This window comes from Pseudonocardia nematodicida (assembly GCF_040105385.1).
GTDB lineage: Bacteria > Actinomycetota > Actinomycetes > Mycobacteriales > Pseudonocardiaceae > Pseudonocardia > Pseudonocardia nematodicida.
The window spans coordinates 87035-101733 of the sequence record NZ_JBEDNQ010000012.1; the positions used below are offsets into that span (position 1 = coordinate 87035).

The following is a 14699-nucleotide window of genomic DNA, read 5'->3' on the forward strand; positions in this document are numbered from 1 at the left end:
GCTCGGCTTGACGCCATTGTTGCGCAGTGCAACCCTCGTCGCATCACGAAATCCGTTTTCACGATGTGAACACCCTCGCTGCGAGGGGGCAGCATGAGCTACGAGTCGAACGATCCGCGGTCGGCGCTGGCGTCGAGCCCACCGGCGCCCGCACGGGCCAACATCCCGGCGCAGTACCTGGACTTCTCCGCGCTGCCGCCGGACGAGATCAGTCCACTGGGGAGCCGGACCTGGTGGGCCCGCGCGCAGAACGTCGTCGTCGGGCACTCGCTGGTCCGCGCCGGGGAGCACCTGGAACGCGCCGGTCAGCCCGACGAGTACCTGGTGCTGTTCCCGGACGCCTCGGCGGCGGCCGAGGTGGTCTGGACGGGATCCGGTTCGGACAAGGCGCGGGTGACCGGCCGGTCGGTCGTCGTGGTCCCGCCCGGGGACAGCCGGATCGAGGTGCAGGCCGACACGAGCGTCGTACGGCTGTTCTCGCCCCGCGCGACCGACCTGGCCGCCCGGTGCCGCAACCGGTGCGCCTACACCGAGCCGGACCCGAACGTGGCCGCGTTCGCGCCCTGGCCGGACCCGGTCGACGGGTTCCGGATCCGGGTCCACCCGATCGACGAGTTCCCCTACGAGCAGGGCCGGTTCGGCCGGATCTTCCGGTGCAGCACGATCATGGTGAACGTCTTCGACCCGGACTACGGGCCGCGCGACACCGCGCACCTCTCGCCGCACCACCACGACGACTTCGAGCAGGTCTCGCTGGCCCTCGACGGCCGGTACACCCACCACATCCGGACGCCGTGGACCCCGGACCTCGCTGCCTGGCGCGCCGACGAGCACGTCGAGGTGGGGAGCCCGTCGGTCACCGTCATCCCGCCGCCGGCGGTGCACACCAGCAACGCGGTCGGGCAGGAGCGCAACCAGCTCGTCGACGTGTTCTGCCCGCCCCGGCTGGACTTCTCGCAGCGGCCCGGCTGGGTGCTGGCCGCCGAGGAGTACCCCGTTCCCGGTGCCGCGTCGTGACCGTCGCGGCGTCAGGGTTCCGCGACCTGCTGTCCGGGGGGCAGCAGGTCGTCGGGACCTGGATCAAGCTGCCGGTGACCGACAGCGTGGAGCTGGCCGCGGCGGCGGGCTTCGACTTCCTGGTCGTCGACACCGAGCACGCGCCGCTGGACCTGCTCACGGTGCACCAGCTGCTCGGGGCGGCCCGCGGGTGCGGGGTCCCGGCGCTGGTCCGCGTCCCCGACTCCTCGGCGACGACGATCGGCCGGGTCCTCGACTCCGGCGCGGCCGGCGTGCTGGTCCCGCACGTCGACTCGCCGGCCGACGCCCGCGTGGCCGTCGGGCACGGCCGGTTCCCGCCGCACGGCACCCGCGGCTACGGGCCGACGGTGCGGGCCGGCGGGTGGGGCGCCGACGCGGCGGGTTACCTGGCCTCGGGCGAGCGGGTCGTCGTCGTCCCGCAGATCGAGAGCGCCGAGGCCGTCGCGGCCGCCGACGACATCGCGGCGGTGCCCGGGCTGGGCGCGCTGTTCGTCGGGCCGGCCGACCTCGCGGTGGCCACCGGCCTGGACGCCGGCTCGGCCGAGTTCGGGCACCTGCTCGACCGGGTGCGCAAGGCGGCCGACGCGCACGCCGTGCCGCTCGGCACCGCGGTCCCCTCCGCCGCCGCGGCGGCGGCGCTGGGGCAGCACTACGACTTCGTCCTCGTCGGCAACGACGCCACGATGCTCGGTCAGGCCGCGCGCACCACCGTCCGCGACCTGCGAGCCGGGGTGAGGGGGCAGCCATGACCTTCCCGACCCACGACGACCGCCCGGGCGCGACCGCGCCGACGACGGCCGCGGCACCCGGCGATACGCGGCGGGCCCGGCGCCGCGCGCTCGGTGGCGGCGTCGGCGGCTACTTCGTCGACCAGTTCGACATCTACGTGCCGGTGATCGCACTCGCCCCGGCGATGTCCTACTTCGTCCCCCGCGACCTCGACGCGAGCACGCGCGTCATCGTCGCCGCCTTCATCTTCACCGCGACCCTGCTCGGCCGCCCGATCGGCGCGGTGATCTTCGGATTGCTCGCCGACCGCACCGGCCGGCGCCGGTCGACGATCATCGCGGTCGCCGGGATCGCGGTGACCACGCTGCTCATCGCGCTGCTGCCCGGGCACGGCGCCGTCGGGCTGTGGGCGGTGGGCCTGCTCATCGCGCTGCGGTTCCTGGACGGCGTGTTCCTCGGCGGGGAGTACACCGCCGCAATCCCGCTCGCGATGGAGTGGGCCCGCAAGGACCGCCGCGGGCTCGCCAGTGGACTGATCACGATGACGTCGCCGCTGGCGCTGTGCGTCATCTCGCTGCTCACCCTGGGGCTGCTGCAGATCGCGCCGGCCGGGGCGCCCGACTCGGCGTACTCGACCTGGGGCTGGCGGGTGCCGTTCGTCGTCGGCGCGCTGCTCGCGGTCGCGATGCTGGTCTACTTCGTCCGCTACGTGCCCGAGTCCGAGGGCCGCGCCGAGCAGGCGGCCGCGCAGCACGTCTCGCCGCTGCGCGAGCTCTTCGCCGGGGCGCACCGGCGCAGCCTGCTGCAGGTGTTCGTCCTGATGACCGGGATCTGGACCGTCCTGAACGTCACCGTGTCCGTCCTCCCCGGACTGACGTCGTCGGCCGCGGGGTTCAGCGCGACCCAGGTGACGGTGGTGCTGGCGGTCGGCTCGCTGATCAGCGCGGTCACCTATCCGCTGGCCGGGATGCTGAGCCAGGTGATCGGGCGTCGCTGGTTCTACGTCGCGACGGGCGTGCTGGTCGTCGTGGCGTCCGGCGGGACCGTCGCCGTCATCGGTACCGCGACCGGGCTCGGTGGCGGATCCGCCGCCGTCCTGCTGTGCGTCGCGTTCGTCGTCGGGTTCATCGCCTTCGGCCCGATCGCGGCGTACCTGACCGAGCGCTTCCCCGGGCCGATGCGGGCCTCCGGGTACGGCATCGGCTACAGCCTGGCGCTGGTCCTGCCCGCGTTCTTCGCCTACTACCTGCTCTGGCTCGCCTCGCTGGTCGGCACGGCGCTCGCCCCCGCGGCGCTGGTCGTCATCGGCGGGGTGCTCATCGCGGTCGGCGCGCTGCTCGGCCCCGAGACCCGCGACGCCGACATGACCGCCGCCTGACGGCCTGGAGAGAGGGAGTCATCATGACCGCCGCACCGAGCCCGGCCGTCGACGCGGTCCTGGACGGCCTCGTCGACCCGCACTGCCACTCCGGACCGTCGCCGATGCCGCGCGAGTTCGACCACGCCGGCGGCGCCCGGGACGGCTGGGAACGGCTGCGGATGCGGGCGATGGTCGCCAAGTGCCACCACCACAACACCCAGCTGGACGTGCTCGCGCAGCAGGCGCTGCTCGCCGACATCCCCACCGAGGTGATCGGCGCCGTCGCGCTCAACAGCACCGTCGGCGGGCTGAACCTCGCCCAGGCGCAGCTGTGCCTCGGGCTCGGCGGGAAGGTCGTCTACCTGCCGACGGTCTCGTCGGGCCGGCACATCGACTGCCACGCCGAGAACCTCGGCTTCCCGACCCCGACCGTGCAGCTCACCGCGGAGCGGGTCGAGGTCGTGCGGGACGGGAACGTCGTCGACGAGCTCGTGCCGATCTTCGACCTGATCGCCGAGCACGACGCCGTCCTCAACGGCGGGCACCTGCATCCGGACGACATCGCGGCCTGCTTCGCGCTCGCCCGCGAGCGCGGGGTGCGCCGGTTCGCGGTGTCCCATCCGGACTTCGTGATCGGCGCGGATCCCGCACAGTGTGCGCGGTTCGTCTCGGAGGGTGCCTTGATCGAGCACGAGATGCACATGTACGACCCGGGTGCCCGGATGCGCTGGCCGGTCACCCAGCTCATGGAGTGGATCTCGGCGCTCGGGCCGGAACACACGCTGCTCGGGTCCGACCTCGGCCAGGCCGGGTTCCCGCGACCGGTCGACGCGTTCCGCCGGGTCGCCGCGGCGCTGCTCGACCTCGGGCTGGAGGAGAAGGACCTGCGGCGGATCGTGCACGACAACCCGCGCGAGCTGCTGGGGATCTCCGACTGATTCCCTTGACCATGCCGCACGGGCATGGTGTCGGCTCGTCCCGGCACGGACATCCGATCCGAGGGGACGACGCATGGACACCCGCACCGCGCCCGACGAACCCGCCACCGACGTCGCCGACGTGCTCGGTGGCTGCCCGGTCACCGGTTTCGGCCGGCTCCGCGAGCAGGCCCCGGTGGTGGACATGCCCGGTTTCACCGACCTGCCGGCGGCCCTGATCACCCGGCACGACGACGTCCGGGCCGTCCTGCGCGACAGTCGGTTCCGCTCGGACGCGAGCACCGTGGCCGGAGCCGAGAACGCGCTGCCGGGTATCTACGAGCGGCTCGGGGTCCCACCGGAGCTGGATTTCCTGAGCCACGGCCTGCTGGCCCGCGACGGTGCCGACCACGCCCGGCTGCGCACGCTGGTCTCGCGCGCCTTCACCGTCCGGCGGGTGAACGCCCTGCGCCCGCGGGTCGAGGAGCTCACCGACGGCCTGCTCGACGAGATCGCCGCCGCCGGTGCGGACAGCAATCCGGTCGACCTGGTGGCGACCTTCGCCTACCCGCTGCCGATCGCCGTGATCTGCGAGCTGGTCGGCGTGCCCGAGCCCGACCGGCCCCGGTGGCACGAGCTGGGCGGTCTGCTCGTCGCACCGGACCCGGACCGCATGCCGGAGGTCATCCGGGACGTGGTCGCGCAGATCCGCGCGCTCGCCGAGGCGCGGCGGGCGGTCCCCGCCGACGACCTGGTCACCGGGCTGGTGCAGGCCCAGGCCGACGGCGGCGACCGGCTCACCGAGGACGAGCTGATCACCATGATCTTCGACATCGTCACCGCCGGCTTCGAGACCACCGCGCACCTGATCACGAAGTCGGTGCCGGCGCTGCTCACCCGCCCGGACCAGCTCGCGGCACTTCGCGCGGACCCCGGCCTGTGGCCGCAGGCGGTGCACGAGCTGGTGCGCACCTGCGGCCCGATCCCGGTGAGCCTGCCCCGCTACGCCGCGGAGGACGTCGAGATCGGTGGGGTCATCGTCGCGACCGGCTCCACGGTGATCGCCGGGATCCTGAGTGCCAACTTCGACCCGCAGCACTACGACGACGCGGAGGTCCTGGACGTGCGACGGGACGGCGGCCCCGGGGAGGGGCACGTCGGGTTCGGCCAGGGTCCGCACTACTGCCTCGGCGCCGCGCTGGCCCGGCAGGAGACCGAGGTCGCGTTGCGGGCGCTGGTCGAGCGGTTCCCGGACCTGCGGCTCGCGGGGGACGACACCGGGCCCTCGGCGCTCGGGTTCGGGCGGGTGTCCGAGCTGCCGATCCTGGTCTCCTGACGGGGTCACCCCCGAGTGATCCTTCTCTGCGGAACCGACACGCCACTGTGGCCCGCCGGAGGCTCCACAGAGAAGGATCACGCGGCCACCGCGCCGCAGCTCGACGGCTCCGCGGCTCGATGGCTCGGCGCCCGGACGTAGGGTCGGGCCCATGCGCGGATACGGGTTCCTCACCGCAGGCGGGCCGGAGCAGCAGTCGTTCCTCGACGTTGCCGAGCCCGAGGCCGGGCCCGGTGAGTTGCTCGTGCGGGTCCGCGCGGCCGGGGTGAACCCGGGCGACTGGCGGGTTCGCGACGGCTCCTACGGCGTCGAGGGCCCGGCCGTCCTGGGCCGCGAGGTGGCCGGGACCGTGCTCGCGGCCGGAGACGGCGTCGTCGCCTTCGCCCCCGGCGACGAGGTGTTCGGCGGCTGCCCCGGGATGCTCGGCGGCTGGGCCCCGGTCGCCCGGGTGACCGCCTCGTTCGCCGCGCTCCGGCCCGAGGGCGTGTCCCCGGAGCAGGCCGCGGTGCTGCCGGTCGCGGCCGGCACCGCCTACGACTTCCTGGAGAACGTGGCGCTCGACGCCGGCGCGACGCTGCTGGTGAACGGGGCCGGCGGCGGGGTCGGGCTGCCGCTGGTGCAGCTCGCCCGAGCGCGCGGCCTGCGCGTCGTCGGTACGGCGAGCCCGGGCAAGCACGAGCTGCTCGCCGGGCTCGGTGCGGTCCCGGTCGCCTACGGCGAGGGCGTCACCGACCGCATCGCGGCCGCCGCCCCGGACGGCGTCGACGGCGCGCTCGACCTCGTCGGCGGGGACGCGCTGCGGACGGTCGCCCCGCTGGTACCGGCCGGCCGGCTCTACTCGATCGCGGACAAGCCGCTGGTCGCCGAGCTCGGCGGGCGCGACGTGCCCCGGGACCGGAGCACCGCGGTGCTCGCCGAGCTCGCGCGGCTGATCGCCGCCGGTGAGCTCGACCCGCTGGTGCGCGAGGTCCGGCCGCTGGACGAGGCGGGCGAGGCGCTCGCCGCCGTCGAGGGCGGGCACGTGACCGGCAAGATCGTGCTCCTACCTTGACCAGCCGGTCGGGACAGGCCAGCTCAGAGGAACGGCAGCCGGTAGGCCGGCCAGAACTCGTTCGCGACCACCCCGGTGCCCGCGATCGAGAGCGTGACCTGCCGAGTTCTGCGACCGGCACGACCTGATGCTGATCTCGATCGAGGACCTGGTCGTGCACCTGCAGAACGGCTGACCGCGGCCGCTCCGTCCCGCTACCGGCCGGCCGCGTCCGCCCGGCGGCTGAGCTCCTCCCACCGGGTGTACTCGGCCCACCGGGCCCGCTCCAGCTCCGCGACCATGTCGAACGCCGCCCCGCCTAGGATGATCCGCGCGGGCGGCTCGTCGGCGTCGACGACCTCGCGCAGCGCTCGCGCCGCGTCGGCCGGGTCGTGGTCCACGGAGACCCCCCACAGCTCCGCGAGCCGGGCCCGCAGCCCGTCGTAGGCGGGGATCGGCTCGGTCGCCGTCAGGCCCTGGGTGAACAGGCCGGTCTCGTAGCCACCCGGCCCGACCAGCGTGACCCGCACCCCGAAGTCGGCGAGCTCCATCGCCAGCGCGTCCGAGATCGCGCCGACGGCGGCCTTGCCCGCGCCGTAGAGCCCGGTCGTCGCGAACCCGCCGGCCGAGCCCATCGACGAGATCATCAGCAGCCGGCCCGAGCCCTGCTCGCGCAGGTACGGGGCGACGGCCTGGGCCACCCACAGCGCGCCGAACAGGTTCGTGTCCAGGTGCCGGCGCGCCTGCTCCTCCGAGATCTCCTCGATCGCGCCGAGGAGCACGCCGCCGGCGTTGTTCACCACGACGTCGAGCCGTCCGAACGTCTCCGCGGCCCGCCGGACCCCGGTCACGACGGCGTCGCGGTCGGACACGTCGAGCGCGAACGTGATCAGCCGGCCGTCGGCGGCCGCGACGAGATCCTCGAGCGGCGTCACGTCCCGGGAGACCCCGACGACGCGGTCCCCTGCCGCCAGCGCCTCCTCGGTGAAGGCCCGCCCGAGGCCCCGGCTCGCGCCGGTCACGAACCAGACCCGCCCCTGCACTGCGTCCCCCGTCACCGTTTTCCTTCCGTCTCGACGAGACGGACCGTCTCGTTTCGCCGAAGGATGCCACGACGCTCTTCGAGACGCAACGTCTCGTCTCGGATATGCTCGGCGCGTGGACGGAACAGGCCCGGATCCCGGGCGCCGCAACCCCCGGTCGCGGGACCGGATCCTGCAGGCCACCCGCGAGCTCGTCACCGACCACGGATTCGGCGCGCTGAGCATCGAGGCGATCGCCGCCCGGGCCGGCGTCGGGAAGCAGACGATCTACCGGTGGTGGCCGGGCAAGGGCGCCGTCGTCTTCGACGCGATCCTCGCCGCGAACGAGAACCCGGCGGGCCGGATCGACCTGCCCGACACCGGCGACATCGACGCCGACCTGCGGACGGTCCTGCGGGCGACCGTCGCCGAGTTCGCCGACCCGGTGTTCTCCGCGCCGCTGCGGGCGCTCTACGTCGAGCTGCTCACCGATCCGGCGCTCGCGGCCGACTACCGGGCCCGGCTGGAGGGGCCGATGACCGAGGCGAAGCTGCGGCGGCTGCGCGGCGCGCAGGCGGCCGGGCAGATCGACGACGACGCCGACCTCGACCTCGTCGTCGACCTGCTCTACGCCCCGCTCACCCAGCGCTGGCTGCTCGGCACCGGGCCGCTGGACGAGGAGTTCGCCGACCGGCTGGTCGCCGCCGCGTTGCGGGCCGCGCGGCCGGGTCAGTGACCGCGGAACGCCTCCGCCAGCCACCACGACGGCTCGTCGGCGACGACCTTGGCGTCGACCAGCAACGGCCGGTCCCGCGGACCGGCGAGCCACTCGGTGACCGCTCCGAGGTCGGCGGTCGAGCGCACCGTCGCCGCCACGCACCCGTGGCCGCGGGCGATCGCGGCGAGGTCGGTGTCGCCGAACCGGACGCAGGTGTGGTCGTCGTCGGCGAAGTGGTGGAACTCGGCGCCGTAGCCGCCGTCGTCGTAGACCACGATCACCATGCCGAGTCCGAGGCGTACCGCGGTCTCCAGCTCGCTGATGCCCATGAGGAACCCGCCGTCGCCGCAGGCCGCGACGGCCACCCGGTCCGGGCGCGCGATGGCCGCGCCGATCGCGGTCGCGAGGCCGAGACCGATGGACTGGAACGCCTGGGTGAAGCAGAACCCGGCGGCGTCCGGCACGCGCAGGTAGCCGGCCGGGTAGCCCATGAAGTTGCCGGAGTCGACGGCGACGGTCCGCTCGACCGGCAGCAGGTCGTCCAGCGCCGCGGAGAGCACCCGCGGGTCGATCCGCTCCCCCACCACCTCCGGCGGAGCCCCGTGGCGGGCGTCGGTGCGCAGCCGCGCGGCGACGGTCCCCGTGCGGTAGCCCACGCGCTGCCCGGCGACGACGGCCAGCACGTCACGCGCGGTCGCGGCGACGTCGCCGAGGACCGGGAGGTCGACGGGCCGCTGGGCGCCCAGCGCGCTCGCGGTGTCGTCGACCTGGACGACGGTGGCCGCCTCGCCCAGCAGCGCACCGTGCCGGGTCGTCCACATCGTCAGCGAGGCACCCCAGGCGACGACGAGGTCGGCGTCGGTGATCAGCTCCGCGGCGAGCGGCGTCGCGAACCCGCCGGCGATCCCGAGCGACCACGGGTCGGTGCCGAACAGGCCGTGCGCGACGGCCGACGTCGCGAGCAGCGCGCCGCACCGGTCCGCGAGCGTCGCGAGCTCGTCGCCGGCAGCCCGTGCCCCGCGTCCGGCGATGAACACCGGGCGTTCCGCGGAACGCAGCAGCTCCGCGAGGCGGGCCACCGCGGCGGGGTCGGGACGGACCGGGCTCCAGGTGGTCGGCCCTGGCACGGTAGCCGGGACGGCGGGCCGGGCCTGCACGTCCAGCGGGAGGTTGAGGACGACGGTCCGGCGCTCGTTCCGGCACGTCGTGTAGGCCCGCAGGACGTCGGTGGCCGCCGACTCGGGCGAGTGCACCCGCTCGGCGACGGCGCCGACGCTGCGCACCAGCGCGTCCTGGTCGATCCGGAAGTTCGAGCGCACCGCCGACGACGCGGTGTCCGCGGCCAGCACGAGCAGCGGCGTGCGGCTCTTCGCGGCCTCGGTGATGCCGGTGAGCGCGTTGGTGAGCCCGCAGCCCTGGTGCAGGGTGGCCACCGCGACCTCGCCGCTCGTGCGGGCGAAGGCGTCGGCCATGGTCACCGCACCGCCCTCGTGCCGGGCGGCGGTCCAGCCGACCCCGGCGTGCCGTAGCGCGTTGGTGACGTGGAAGTTCCCGCTTCCGACCACGCCGAAGGCGTGCCCGACCCCCAGCCCGGCGAGGAGCGAACCGACCTGCTCGGCGACGGTGTCCGTGTTCACGCCGACGATCATCGCTCCACGAGGGCGAGCACCCGCGCCGGGCTGCCCGAACCGCCGACGATCGGCAGCGGGCACACCACCAGCACCGCGCCCTGCGGCGGCAGCTCGCCCAGGTTCCGCAGGCTGGTCAGGCCCCACTTGCCGGCGCCCATCAGGAAGTGGTGGCAGGCGAACGGCGGGTCGAAACCGGCCGCGCCACCCGCGTCGGTGCCGACGGTCTCGACGCCGAACCCGGCGACCGGCGACTCCTCGGCGATCCACCTCGCGCACTCGGCGGACACGCCCGGGGTGTGCGGGCCGGCGTCGTCGGTGTTGAGGAACTCCTCCTGGCTGCCGCCCCGGGACTCCCACCCGGTCCGGAGCAGCAGCCAGCCGCCGTCGGGCAGCGGGCCGTACTCGGCTTCGAAGGCGCGCACGTGGTCGACCTCGAGCAGGAAGTCGGGATCCTGGGCGACCGCGGCGGTGACGTCGAGGACCGCCGCGGGCGCGATCATCGTCTGCAGCGGGGCCTGGGAGACGTCGGCGCCGTCGCGGCCGGTGACCCAGTGGTTCGGCGCGTCGAGGTGGGTGCCGACGTGCTCGCCGGTGTGGATGTCGTTCCAGTACCAGGCCGGCCCTCGGTCGTCGTAGCGCGAGATCTCCTCGAGCCGGAACCCGCTGGTGTTGGCGAACGGCTCGGGGAGCTGCAGCACCGGGGTCGACTCCTGCAGCGGGGTGGTGAGGTCGACGATCTCGACGCCGCCGGAGCGGCTCGCCTCGAGGAGGGCGGACAGGACGGACACGGGGCCTCCGCGGCTCGCTGGTCTGGGGCCGCTCATCCTTCCCGTTCGACACCCACCGGACCACCTCCGCCGCTCAGCCCGCGGTCCTCCCGTCGATCGACTCGCGGATGATGTCGGCGTGCCCGGCGTGCTGCACCGTCTCGGCGACCAGGTGGATCAGGATCCGGCGGGCGCTGCGGACCGCGCCGGGCTCGTTCCACGGGGCCTCGGGCAGCGGGTGGACCACCGAGAGGTCCGGCAGCGTCCGGACCAGCTCGTCGGTGCGGACGGCGACGTCGGCGTAGTGGGCGAGCACCGACGCCGCGGTGTCACCGGGCAGCATGGTGAAGTCGTTCTGCCGGTCGATCAGGAACTGCGGGAGCTCCCGGGCGGTCCCGGCGAAGATGTCCGCCCAGGCGACGCCCTCGGGCATGTCGGCGGTCATCGCCGACGGGTCCCCGGTGAGCAGGCGTGCCCAGCCCTCCTCGGTGGAGGCGACGTGCTTGATCAGCCCGCCGAGGCAGAGTGCGCTCGCGGTCGGGTGCTCGCCGAGCTGGCCGTCGGACAGCCCGTCGACGGTGGCGGTCAGCGCCGCGCGGGCCGCCGCGAGCTCGGTGAGCAGGTCGGTGCGCTCGGCGTCGAGGGTGGTCGTGGTCATCGGATGTCCTTCCGGCGGGAGTCGCGTTGTCAGAAGGAAGGTTTCCCGCAGAAGCGGCCAATGTGTGGCCGCTACTTCGGGCAGAGTGGAATTCGTGCCCACCACGTCCGCACGGCTGCTCGCGCTGCTGTCGCTCCTGCAGGCCCGCCGGGACTGGCCCGGTGCGCTGCTCGCCGAGCGGATGGCGGTCAGCCCGCGCACGGTGCGCCGCGACGTCGACCGGCTGCGCGAGCTCGGCTACCCGATCCGCGCGATCAAGGGACCGGACGGCGGGTACCGGCTCGACGCCGGCGCGGACCTGCCCCCACTGCTGTTCGACGACGACCAGGCGGTCGCCCTCGCGGTCGCGCTCCGGCTCGCGACCGTCACCGGCGCGGGGATCGAGGAGGCGGCGGTCCGGGCGCTGGGCGTCGTCCGGCAGGTCATGCCGGCCCGGCTGCGACACCGGGTCGACGCCCTCGAGGTCACCGCGGTCGAGCAGCCCGGTGGCCGCCCGCGGACCCAGGCCGATCCCGGGACGCTCATGGCGCTCGGCGCCGCCGTCCGGGCGTGTGAGGTGCTCCGTCTCGACTACGCCGCACCGAGCGCCGACGGTTCAGCGCGCAGAGTGGAACCGCACCATCTCGTCACCTGGAAGGGCCGCTGGTACCTCGTCGCCTGGGACCTCGACCGCGGCGACTGGCGGACCTTCCGGGCCGACCGGATCACCCCGCGCATCCCGACCGGACCGCGGTTCGTCCCGCGCACGGTCCCCGGCGGCGACGTCGCCGCGTTCGTCGCCGGCCGGTTCACCGGCACCGGAGCCGACGGCCGGCTGCCGTGCCGCGGGGAGGTGATCCTGCACCTGCCGGCCGCCGACGTGCTGCCCTACGTCCGCGACGGCGTCGTCGAGGCGCTCGGGCCGGACCGCTGCCGGGTGGTGCTGGAGTCGTGGTCGTGGGTGGGACTGGCCGCATCGCTCGGGGCACTCGACGCGGACATGGAGGTCGTCGGCCCGGCAGAACTACGCGACGCCTGCACCCGCCTCGCCCGCCGCTACGCCGCTGCAGCCGGGTGAGGTCCTCGTTCATCGCTCCCGACGGGCGCGGTGCGGGTCGCGCCGCCGACTTTTCGGATAGTCTGACTATCCGCTTACTGAGACTCCTGGAGCCCTGATGACCACGCCGACCGACCGCCGCCCGTCACGAACCCGTCCGCACACCACGCTCATCGCGGTCTACGGCGTGCTCGCGGTGCTCGGCCTCGTCGGCACCTGGTACTTCAACATCGCCTTCATGGCATCCGGTGGTGGGAGCTATCTGGGCGGCTGGTTCGCCAACGACGCCAGCTCCTCGGCCGCGGTGGACATCCTCGTCGTCGCGCTGGCCGCGTGCGTCCTGTTCGTCGTCGAGGGCCGGCGACTGGGCTGGGGCATGCCGCCGATCGTGGTTCTCGTCGTGCTGAGCTTCGCGGTCGCGGTGGCCTTCACCTTCCCGCTGTTCCTCGCGCTGCGGGAGCGCTCGCTCGCGAGGACCGGCCCGGGCGCCCCCGCAGCCCGGGCCGGCGGGTCTCACCCGTCGTAGGACCGCCCGCCCAGGTGCTCGGCGAGGAACCGGTCCGCGGCGCGGAACATCGTGACCAGGTTCTCCGGGTTGACGATGAAGTGCCCCTCGTCGTCGAACACCAGGTACTCCACGTCGACCCCGCGCTCGCGCAGGGAGGCGACGATGTTGTCCGACTCCGCGCGCACGACCCGCACGTCGTTGGCGCCCTGCACCACCATCAGCGGGGTGCGGATGTCGTCGACCCGGGTGATCGGCGAGCGGGCCAGCATGTCCTTCTCCTGCTCCGGGTCGGCCGGGTCGCCGACGTAGCGGAACCAGTTGTTGATCAGGCCCGGCTTGGCGAACTCCGGCACGTTGCGCATGAAGTTGGCCAGGTTGGAGATCCCGACGTACTCGACCGCGGCCGCGAATCTGTCGGGTGTGAAGGTCACGCCCACCAGGGTCGCGTAGCCGCCGTAGGACCCGCCGAAGATCGCGACGCGGTCGGGGTCGGCGTAGCCCTGCTCGACGGCCCAGTCGACGGCGTCGATCAGGTCGTCGTGCATCTTCCCGGCGAGCTCGCCGACCGCGGCCTCCATGTGCTCGCGGCCGAAACCGGCCGAGCCGCGGAAGTTGGTCTGCAGCACCGCGTAGCCGCGGTTGGCCCACAGCTGGACACTGGGGTCGAAGCCCCACCAGTCCCGGGCCCACGGTCCACCGTGGACCATCAGGACCAGGGGCAGCCCGGCCGGGTCGGCACCGAGGGGCAGCCCGGCCGGGTCGGCACCGACCGGCAGGGTCAGGTAGGACGGCAGCGCCCGCCCGTCCCGGGCCGGGATCGTGACCGGGGTCTTCGGCGCCATGTCCGCCGGGTCGTGCTGCGGGTGGGACCGGAACAGCAGCCGTCGCTCGCCCGTGGTGTGGTCGTAGAACCAGGTCTGCGGGTCGCGGTCGTGCTGGAACGACACGACCCAGCGGCGGCCGTCGACGTCGCCGGAGATCGTGCCGATGTCGCCGTCGTGCAGGCTCGTCAGCTCGGCCAGGACCTCGGCGAACCGCGGGTCGAGGGCGTGGATCTCCTGACGCTCCCCCAGGTACTGGACCCCGAGCAGCTCACCGGTGCGGCGGTGCCGGATCAGCGGCGACGGGAGGCTCGTGAAGACCTGCGCCCGGATGTCGATGTCGGCCGACGGGTGCCGGTCGACCTCGGTCTCCTCCCCGGTGGCGAGGTCGAGCCGGGCCAGGTGCAGCTGGTCGGTGCCCCGGTAGGAGCCGAACCAGATACCGGTCCCGTCCGGTGTGGACTCGAACGGGTACACGCCGACCGGGTAGGCGTCGCCGTCGAACGTGGTGATCTGCGTCCGCTCGCCGTCCGGGCCGTCCAGCCGGTACAGCGCCGCCGTCCCGTCGTCCTCCAGTGTGGACTCCAGGAGGCTGTCGCCCGCGAGCATCCAGCCGGAGGCGACGCCCGGGCTCTCGCCGAGCATCGTGACCTCGCCGGTGGCGATGTCGATCTCGTAGAGGTCGAAGCGGGTGGCCTCACGGGCGTTGAGCTGCACGACGACCTTGCCGGGCCGGTCGGCCGGGAACTCGGGCCCCAGCGCCGTGGCCCCCGGGTACGGGGTGAGGTCGACGGCGGGTGCGTCCGCGTCGTCGAGGTCGATCCGGAAGATGTGCCAGTTCTCGTCGCCGCCCGAGTCCTGCAGGTACAGCAGCCAGCGCGGGTCGTCGGTCCAGTGGTAGCGCTGGACCGGGCGCGTCTCGTCGGCGGTCACGCACCGGGGCTCGGCGGCGGGGTCGTCGATATCGGACACCCAGACGTTGAGCCGGGTCTTCCACGGGGCCAGGAACGCCAGCCGGGAGCCGTCCGGCGAGATCGTCGCGGCGGTGCGCTCCGGCGGGCGGAGGAAGTCCTCGACGGCGATCAGGTCGGGCAGGGCCATGGCGTGCTCCTTCAGTCGTTCGTCCGC

Annotated in this window: 14 protein-coding genes; 9 read left to right on the plus strand and 5 right to left on the minus strand. The window is 74.0% G+C overall.

Annotated elements, in window-relative coordinates; genetic code table 11:
• Positions 1 to 93 precede the first annotated feature (93 nt).
• The 6 genes from WIS52_RS25565 (at position 94) to WIS52_RS25590 (ending at position 6431) form a co-directional block, all read left to right on the plus strand.
• Positions 94 to 1017, plus strand: coding sequence for a cupin domain-containing protein (locus WIS52_RS25565; protein WP_349300932.1), 924 nt, complete (start codon positions 94 to 96; stop codon positions 1015 to 1017).
• Positions 1014 to 1787, plus strand: coding sequence for an HpcH/HpaI aldolase family protein (locus WIS52_RS25570; protein ID WP_349300933.1), 774 nt, complete (start codon positions 1014 to 1016; stop codon positions 1785 to 1787). Before WIS52_RS25565 ends, WIS52_RS25570 begins: the two co-directional genes overlap by 4 nt.
• Positions 1784 to 3145 (plus strand): MFS transporter, encoded by a 1362-nt coding sequence (locus WIS52_RS25575; protein WP_349300934.1) that lies wholly within the window; start codon positions 1784 to 1786, stop codon positions 3143 to 3145. Before WIS52_RS25570 ends, WIS52_RS25575 begins: the two co-directional genes overlap by 4 nt.
• 23 nt (positions 3146 to 3168) lie before the next feature.
• The gene (locus tag WIS52_RS25580; protein WP_349300935.1) at positions 3169 to 4065 is read left to right on the plus strand and encodes a DUF6282 family protein; all 897 of its coding nucleotides are present in this window, start codon (positions 3169 to 3171) and stop codon (positions 4063 to 4065) included.
• Positions 4066 to 4138: 73 nt separating this feature from the next.
• Positions 4139 to 5380 carry a cytochrome P450 family protein gene (locus WIS52_RS25585; protein ID WP_349300936.1) on the plus strand — a complete coding sequence of 414 codons (1242 nt, stop codon included), beginning with the start codon at positions 4139 to 4141 and terminating at the stop codon, positions 5378 to 5380.
• Between the two features lie 151 nt (positions 5381 to 5531).
• A complete protein-coding gene (locus tag WIS52_RS25590) occupies positions 5532 to 6431 on the plus strand; it encodes an NADP-dependent oxidoreductase (RefSeq protein WP_349300937.1) in 900 nt (299 codons plus the stop codon).
• Positions 6432 to 6625: 194 nt separating this feature from the next.
• On the opposite strand, the gene WIS52_RS25595 is transcribed toward WIS52_RS25590, so the two are convergent.
• Complete coding sequence (locus WIS52_RS25595; RefSeq protein ID WP_349300938.1) at positions 6626 to 7468, minus strand: SDR family NAD(P)-dependent oxidoreductase; 843 nt, start codon at positions 7466 to 7468, stop codon at positions 6626 to 6628.
• A 100-nt stretch (positions 7469 to 7568) separates the two neighbouring features.
• Between WIS52_RS25595 and WIS52_RS25600 the strand changes: the two genes are divergently transcribed.
• Positions 7569 to 8168 (plus strand): TetR/AcrR family transcriptional regulator, encoded by a 600-nt coding sequence (locus WIS52_RS25600; RefSeq protein ID WP_349300939.1) that lies wholly within the window; start codon positions 7569 to 7571, stop codon positions 8166 to 8168.
• On the opposite strand, the gene WIS52_RS25605 is transcribed toward WIS52_RS25600, so the two are convergent.
• From WIS52_RS25605 to WIS52_RS25615, 3 genes are all read right to left on the minus strand, one after another.
• Positions 8162 to 9787: a thiamine pyrophosphate-binding protein gene (locus tag WIS52_RS25605; RefSeq protein ID WP_349300940.1), complete on the minus strand. Its 1626-nt coding sequence runs from the start codon at positions 9785 to 9787 to the stop codon at positions 8162 to 8164. The two genes, WIS52_RS25600 and WIS52_RS25605, sit on opposite strands and share 7 nt — an antisense overlap.
• 8 nt (positions 9788 to 9795) lie before the next feature.
• Complete coding sequence (locus tag WIS52_RS25610; RefSeq protein ID WP_349300941.1) at positions 9796 to 10569, minus strand: cyclase family protein; 774 nt, start codon at positions 10567 to 10569, stop codon at positions 9796 to 9798.
• A 73-nt stretch (positions 10570 to 10642) separates the two neighbouring features.
• Positions 10643 to 11206 carry a DinB family protein gene (locus WIS52_RS25615; protein ID WP_349300942.1) on the minus strand — a complete coding sequence of 188 codons (564 nt, stop codon included), beginning with the start codon at positions 11204 to 11206 and terminating at the stop codon, positions 10643 to 10645.
• Between the two features lie 94 nt (positions 11207 to 11300).
• Between WIS52_RS25615 and WIS52_RS25620 the strand changes: the two genes are divergently transcribed.
• Positions 11301 to 12263 carry a helix-turn-helix transcriptional regulator gene (locus WIS52_RS25620; protein WP_349300943.1) on the plus strand — a complete coding sequence of 321 codons (963 nt, stop codon included), beginning with the start codon at positions 11301 to 11303 and terminating at the stop codon, positions 12261 to 12263.
• A 97-nt stretch (positions 12264 to 12360) separates the two neighbouring features.
• Entirely contained in the window at positions 12361 to 12768 is a 408-nt protein-coding gene (locus WIS52_RS25625; RefSeq protein WP_349300944.1) for a DUF2834 domain-containing protein, read from the plus strand.
• Here the strand turns inward: WIS52_RS25625 and WIS52_RS25630 are convergent.
• On the minus strand, positions 12756 to 14672 hold the full coding sequence (locus WIS52_RS25630; RefSeq protein ID WP_349300945.1) for a S9 family peptidase: 1917 nt from the start codon (positions 14670 to 14672) through the stop codon (positions 12756 to 12758). The two genes, WIS52_RS25625 and WIS52_RS25630, sit on opposite strands and share 13 nt — an antisense overlap.
• Positions 14673 to 14699 lie beyond the last annotated feature (27 nt).

Bases quoted from the DNA above. Each gene is read 5' to 3' on its own strand.
- WIS52_RS25585 (WP_349300936.1), top strand. From the start codon at position 4,139: ATGGACACCCGCACCGCGCCCGACGAACCCGCCACCGACGTCGCCGAC.
- WIS52_RS25590 (WP_349300937.1), top strand. From the start codon at position 5,532: ATGCGCGGATACGGGTTCCTCACCGCAGGCGGGCCGGAGCAGCAGTCG.
- WIS52_RS25575 (WP_349300934.1), top strand. From the start codon at position 1,784: ATGACCTTCCCGACCCACGACGACCGCCCGGGCGCGACCGCGCCGACG.
- WIS52_RS25625 (WP_349300944.1), top strand. From the start codon at position 12,361: ATGACCACGCCGACCGACCGCCGCCCGTCACGAACCCGTCCGCACACC.
- WIS52_RS25565 (WP_349300932.1), top strand. From the start codon at position 94: ATGAGCTACGAGTCGAACGATCCGCGGTCGGCGCTGGCGTCGAGCCCA.
- WIS52_RS25630 (WP_349300945.1), bottom strand. From the start codon at position 14,672: ATGGCCCTGCCCGACCTGATCGCCGTCGAGGACTTCCTCCGCCCGCCG.
- WIS52_RS25580 (WP_349300935.1), top strand. From the start codon at position 3,169: ATGACCGCCGCACCGAGCCCGGCCGTCGACGCGGTCCTGGACGGCCTC.
- WIS52_RS25615 (WP_349300942.1), bottom strand. From the start codon at position 11,206: ATGACCACGACCACCCTCGACGCCGAGCGCACCGACCTGCTCACCGAG.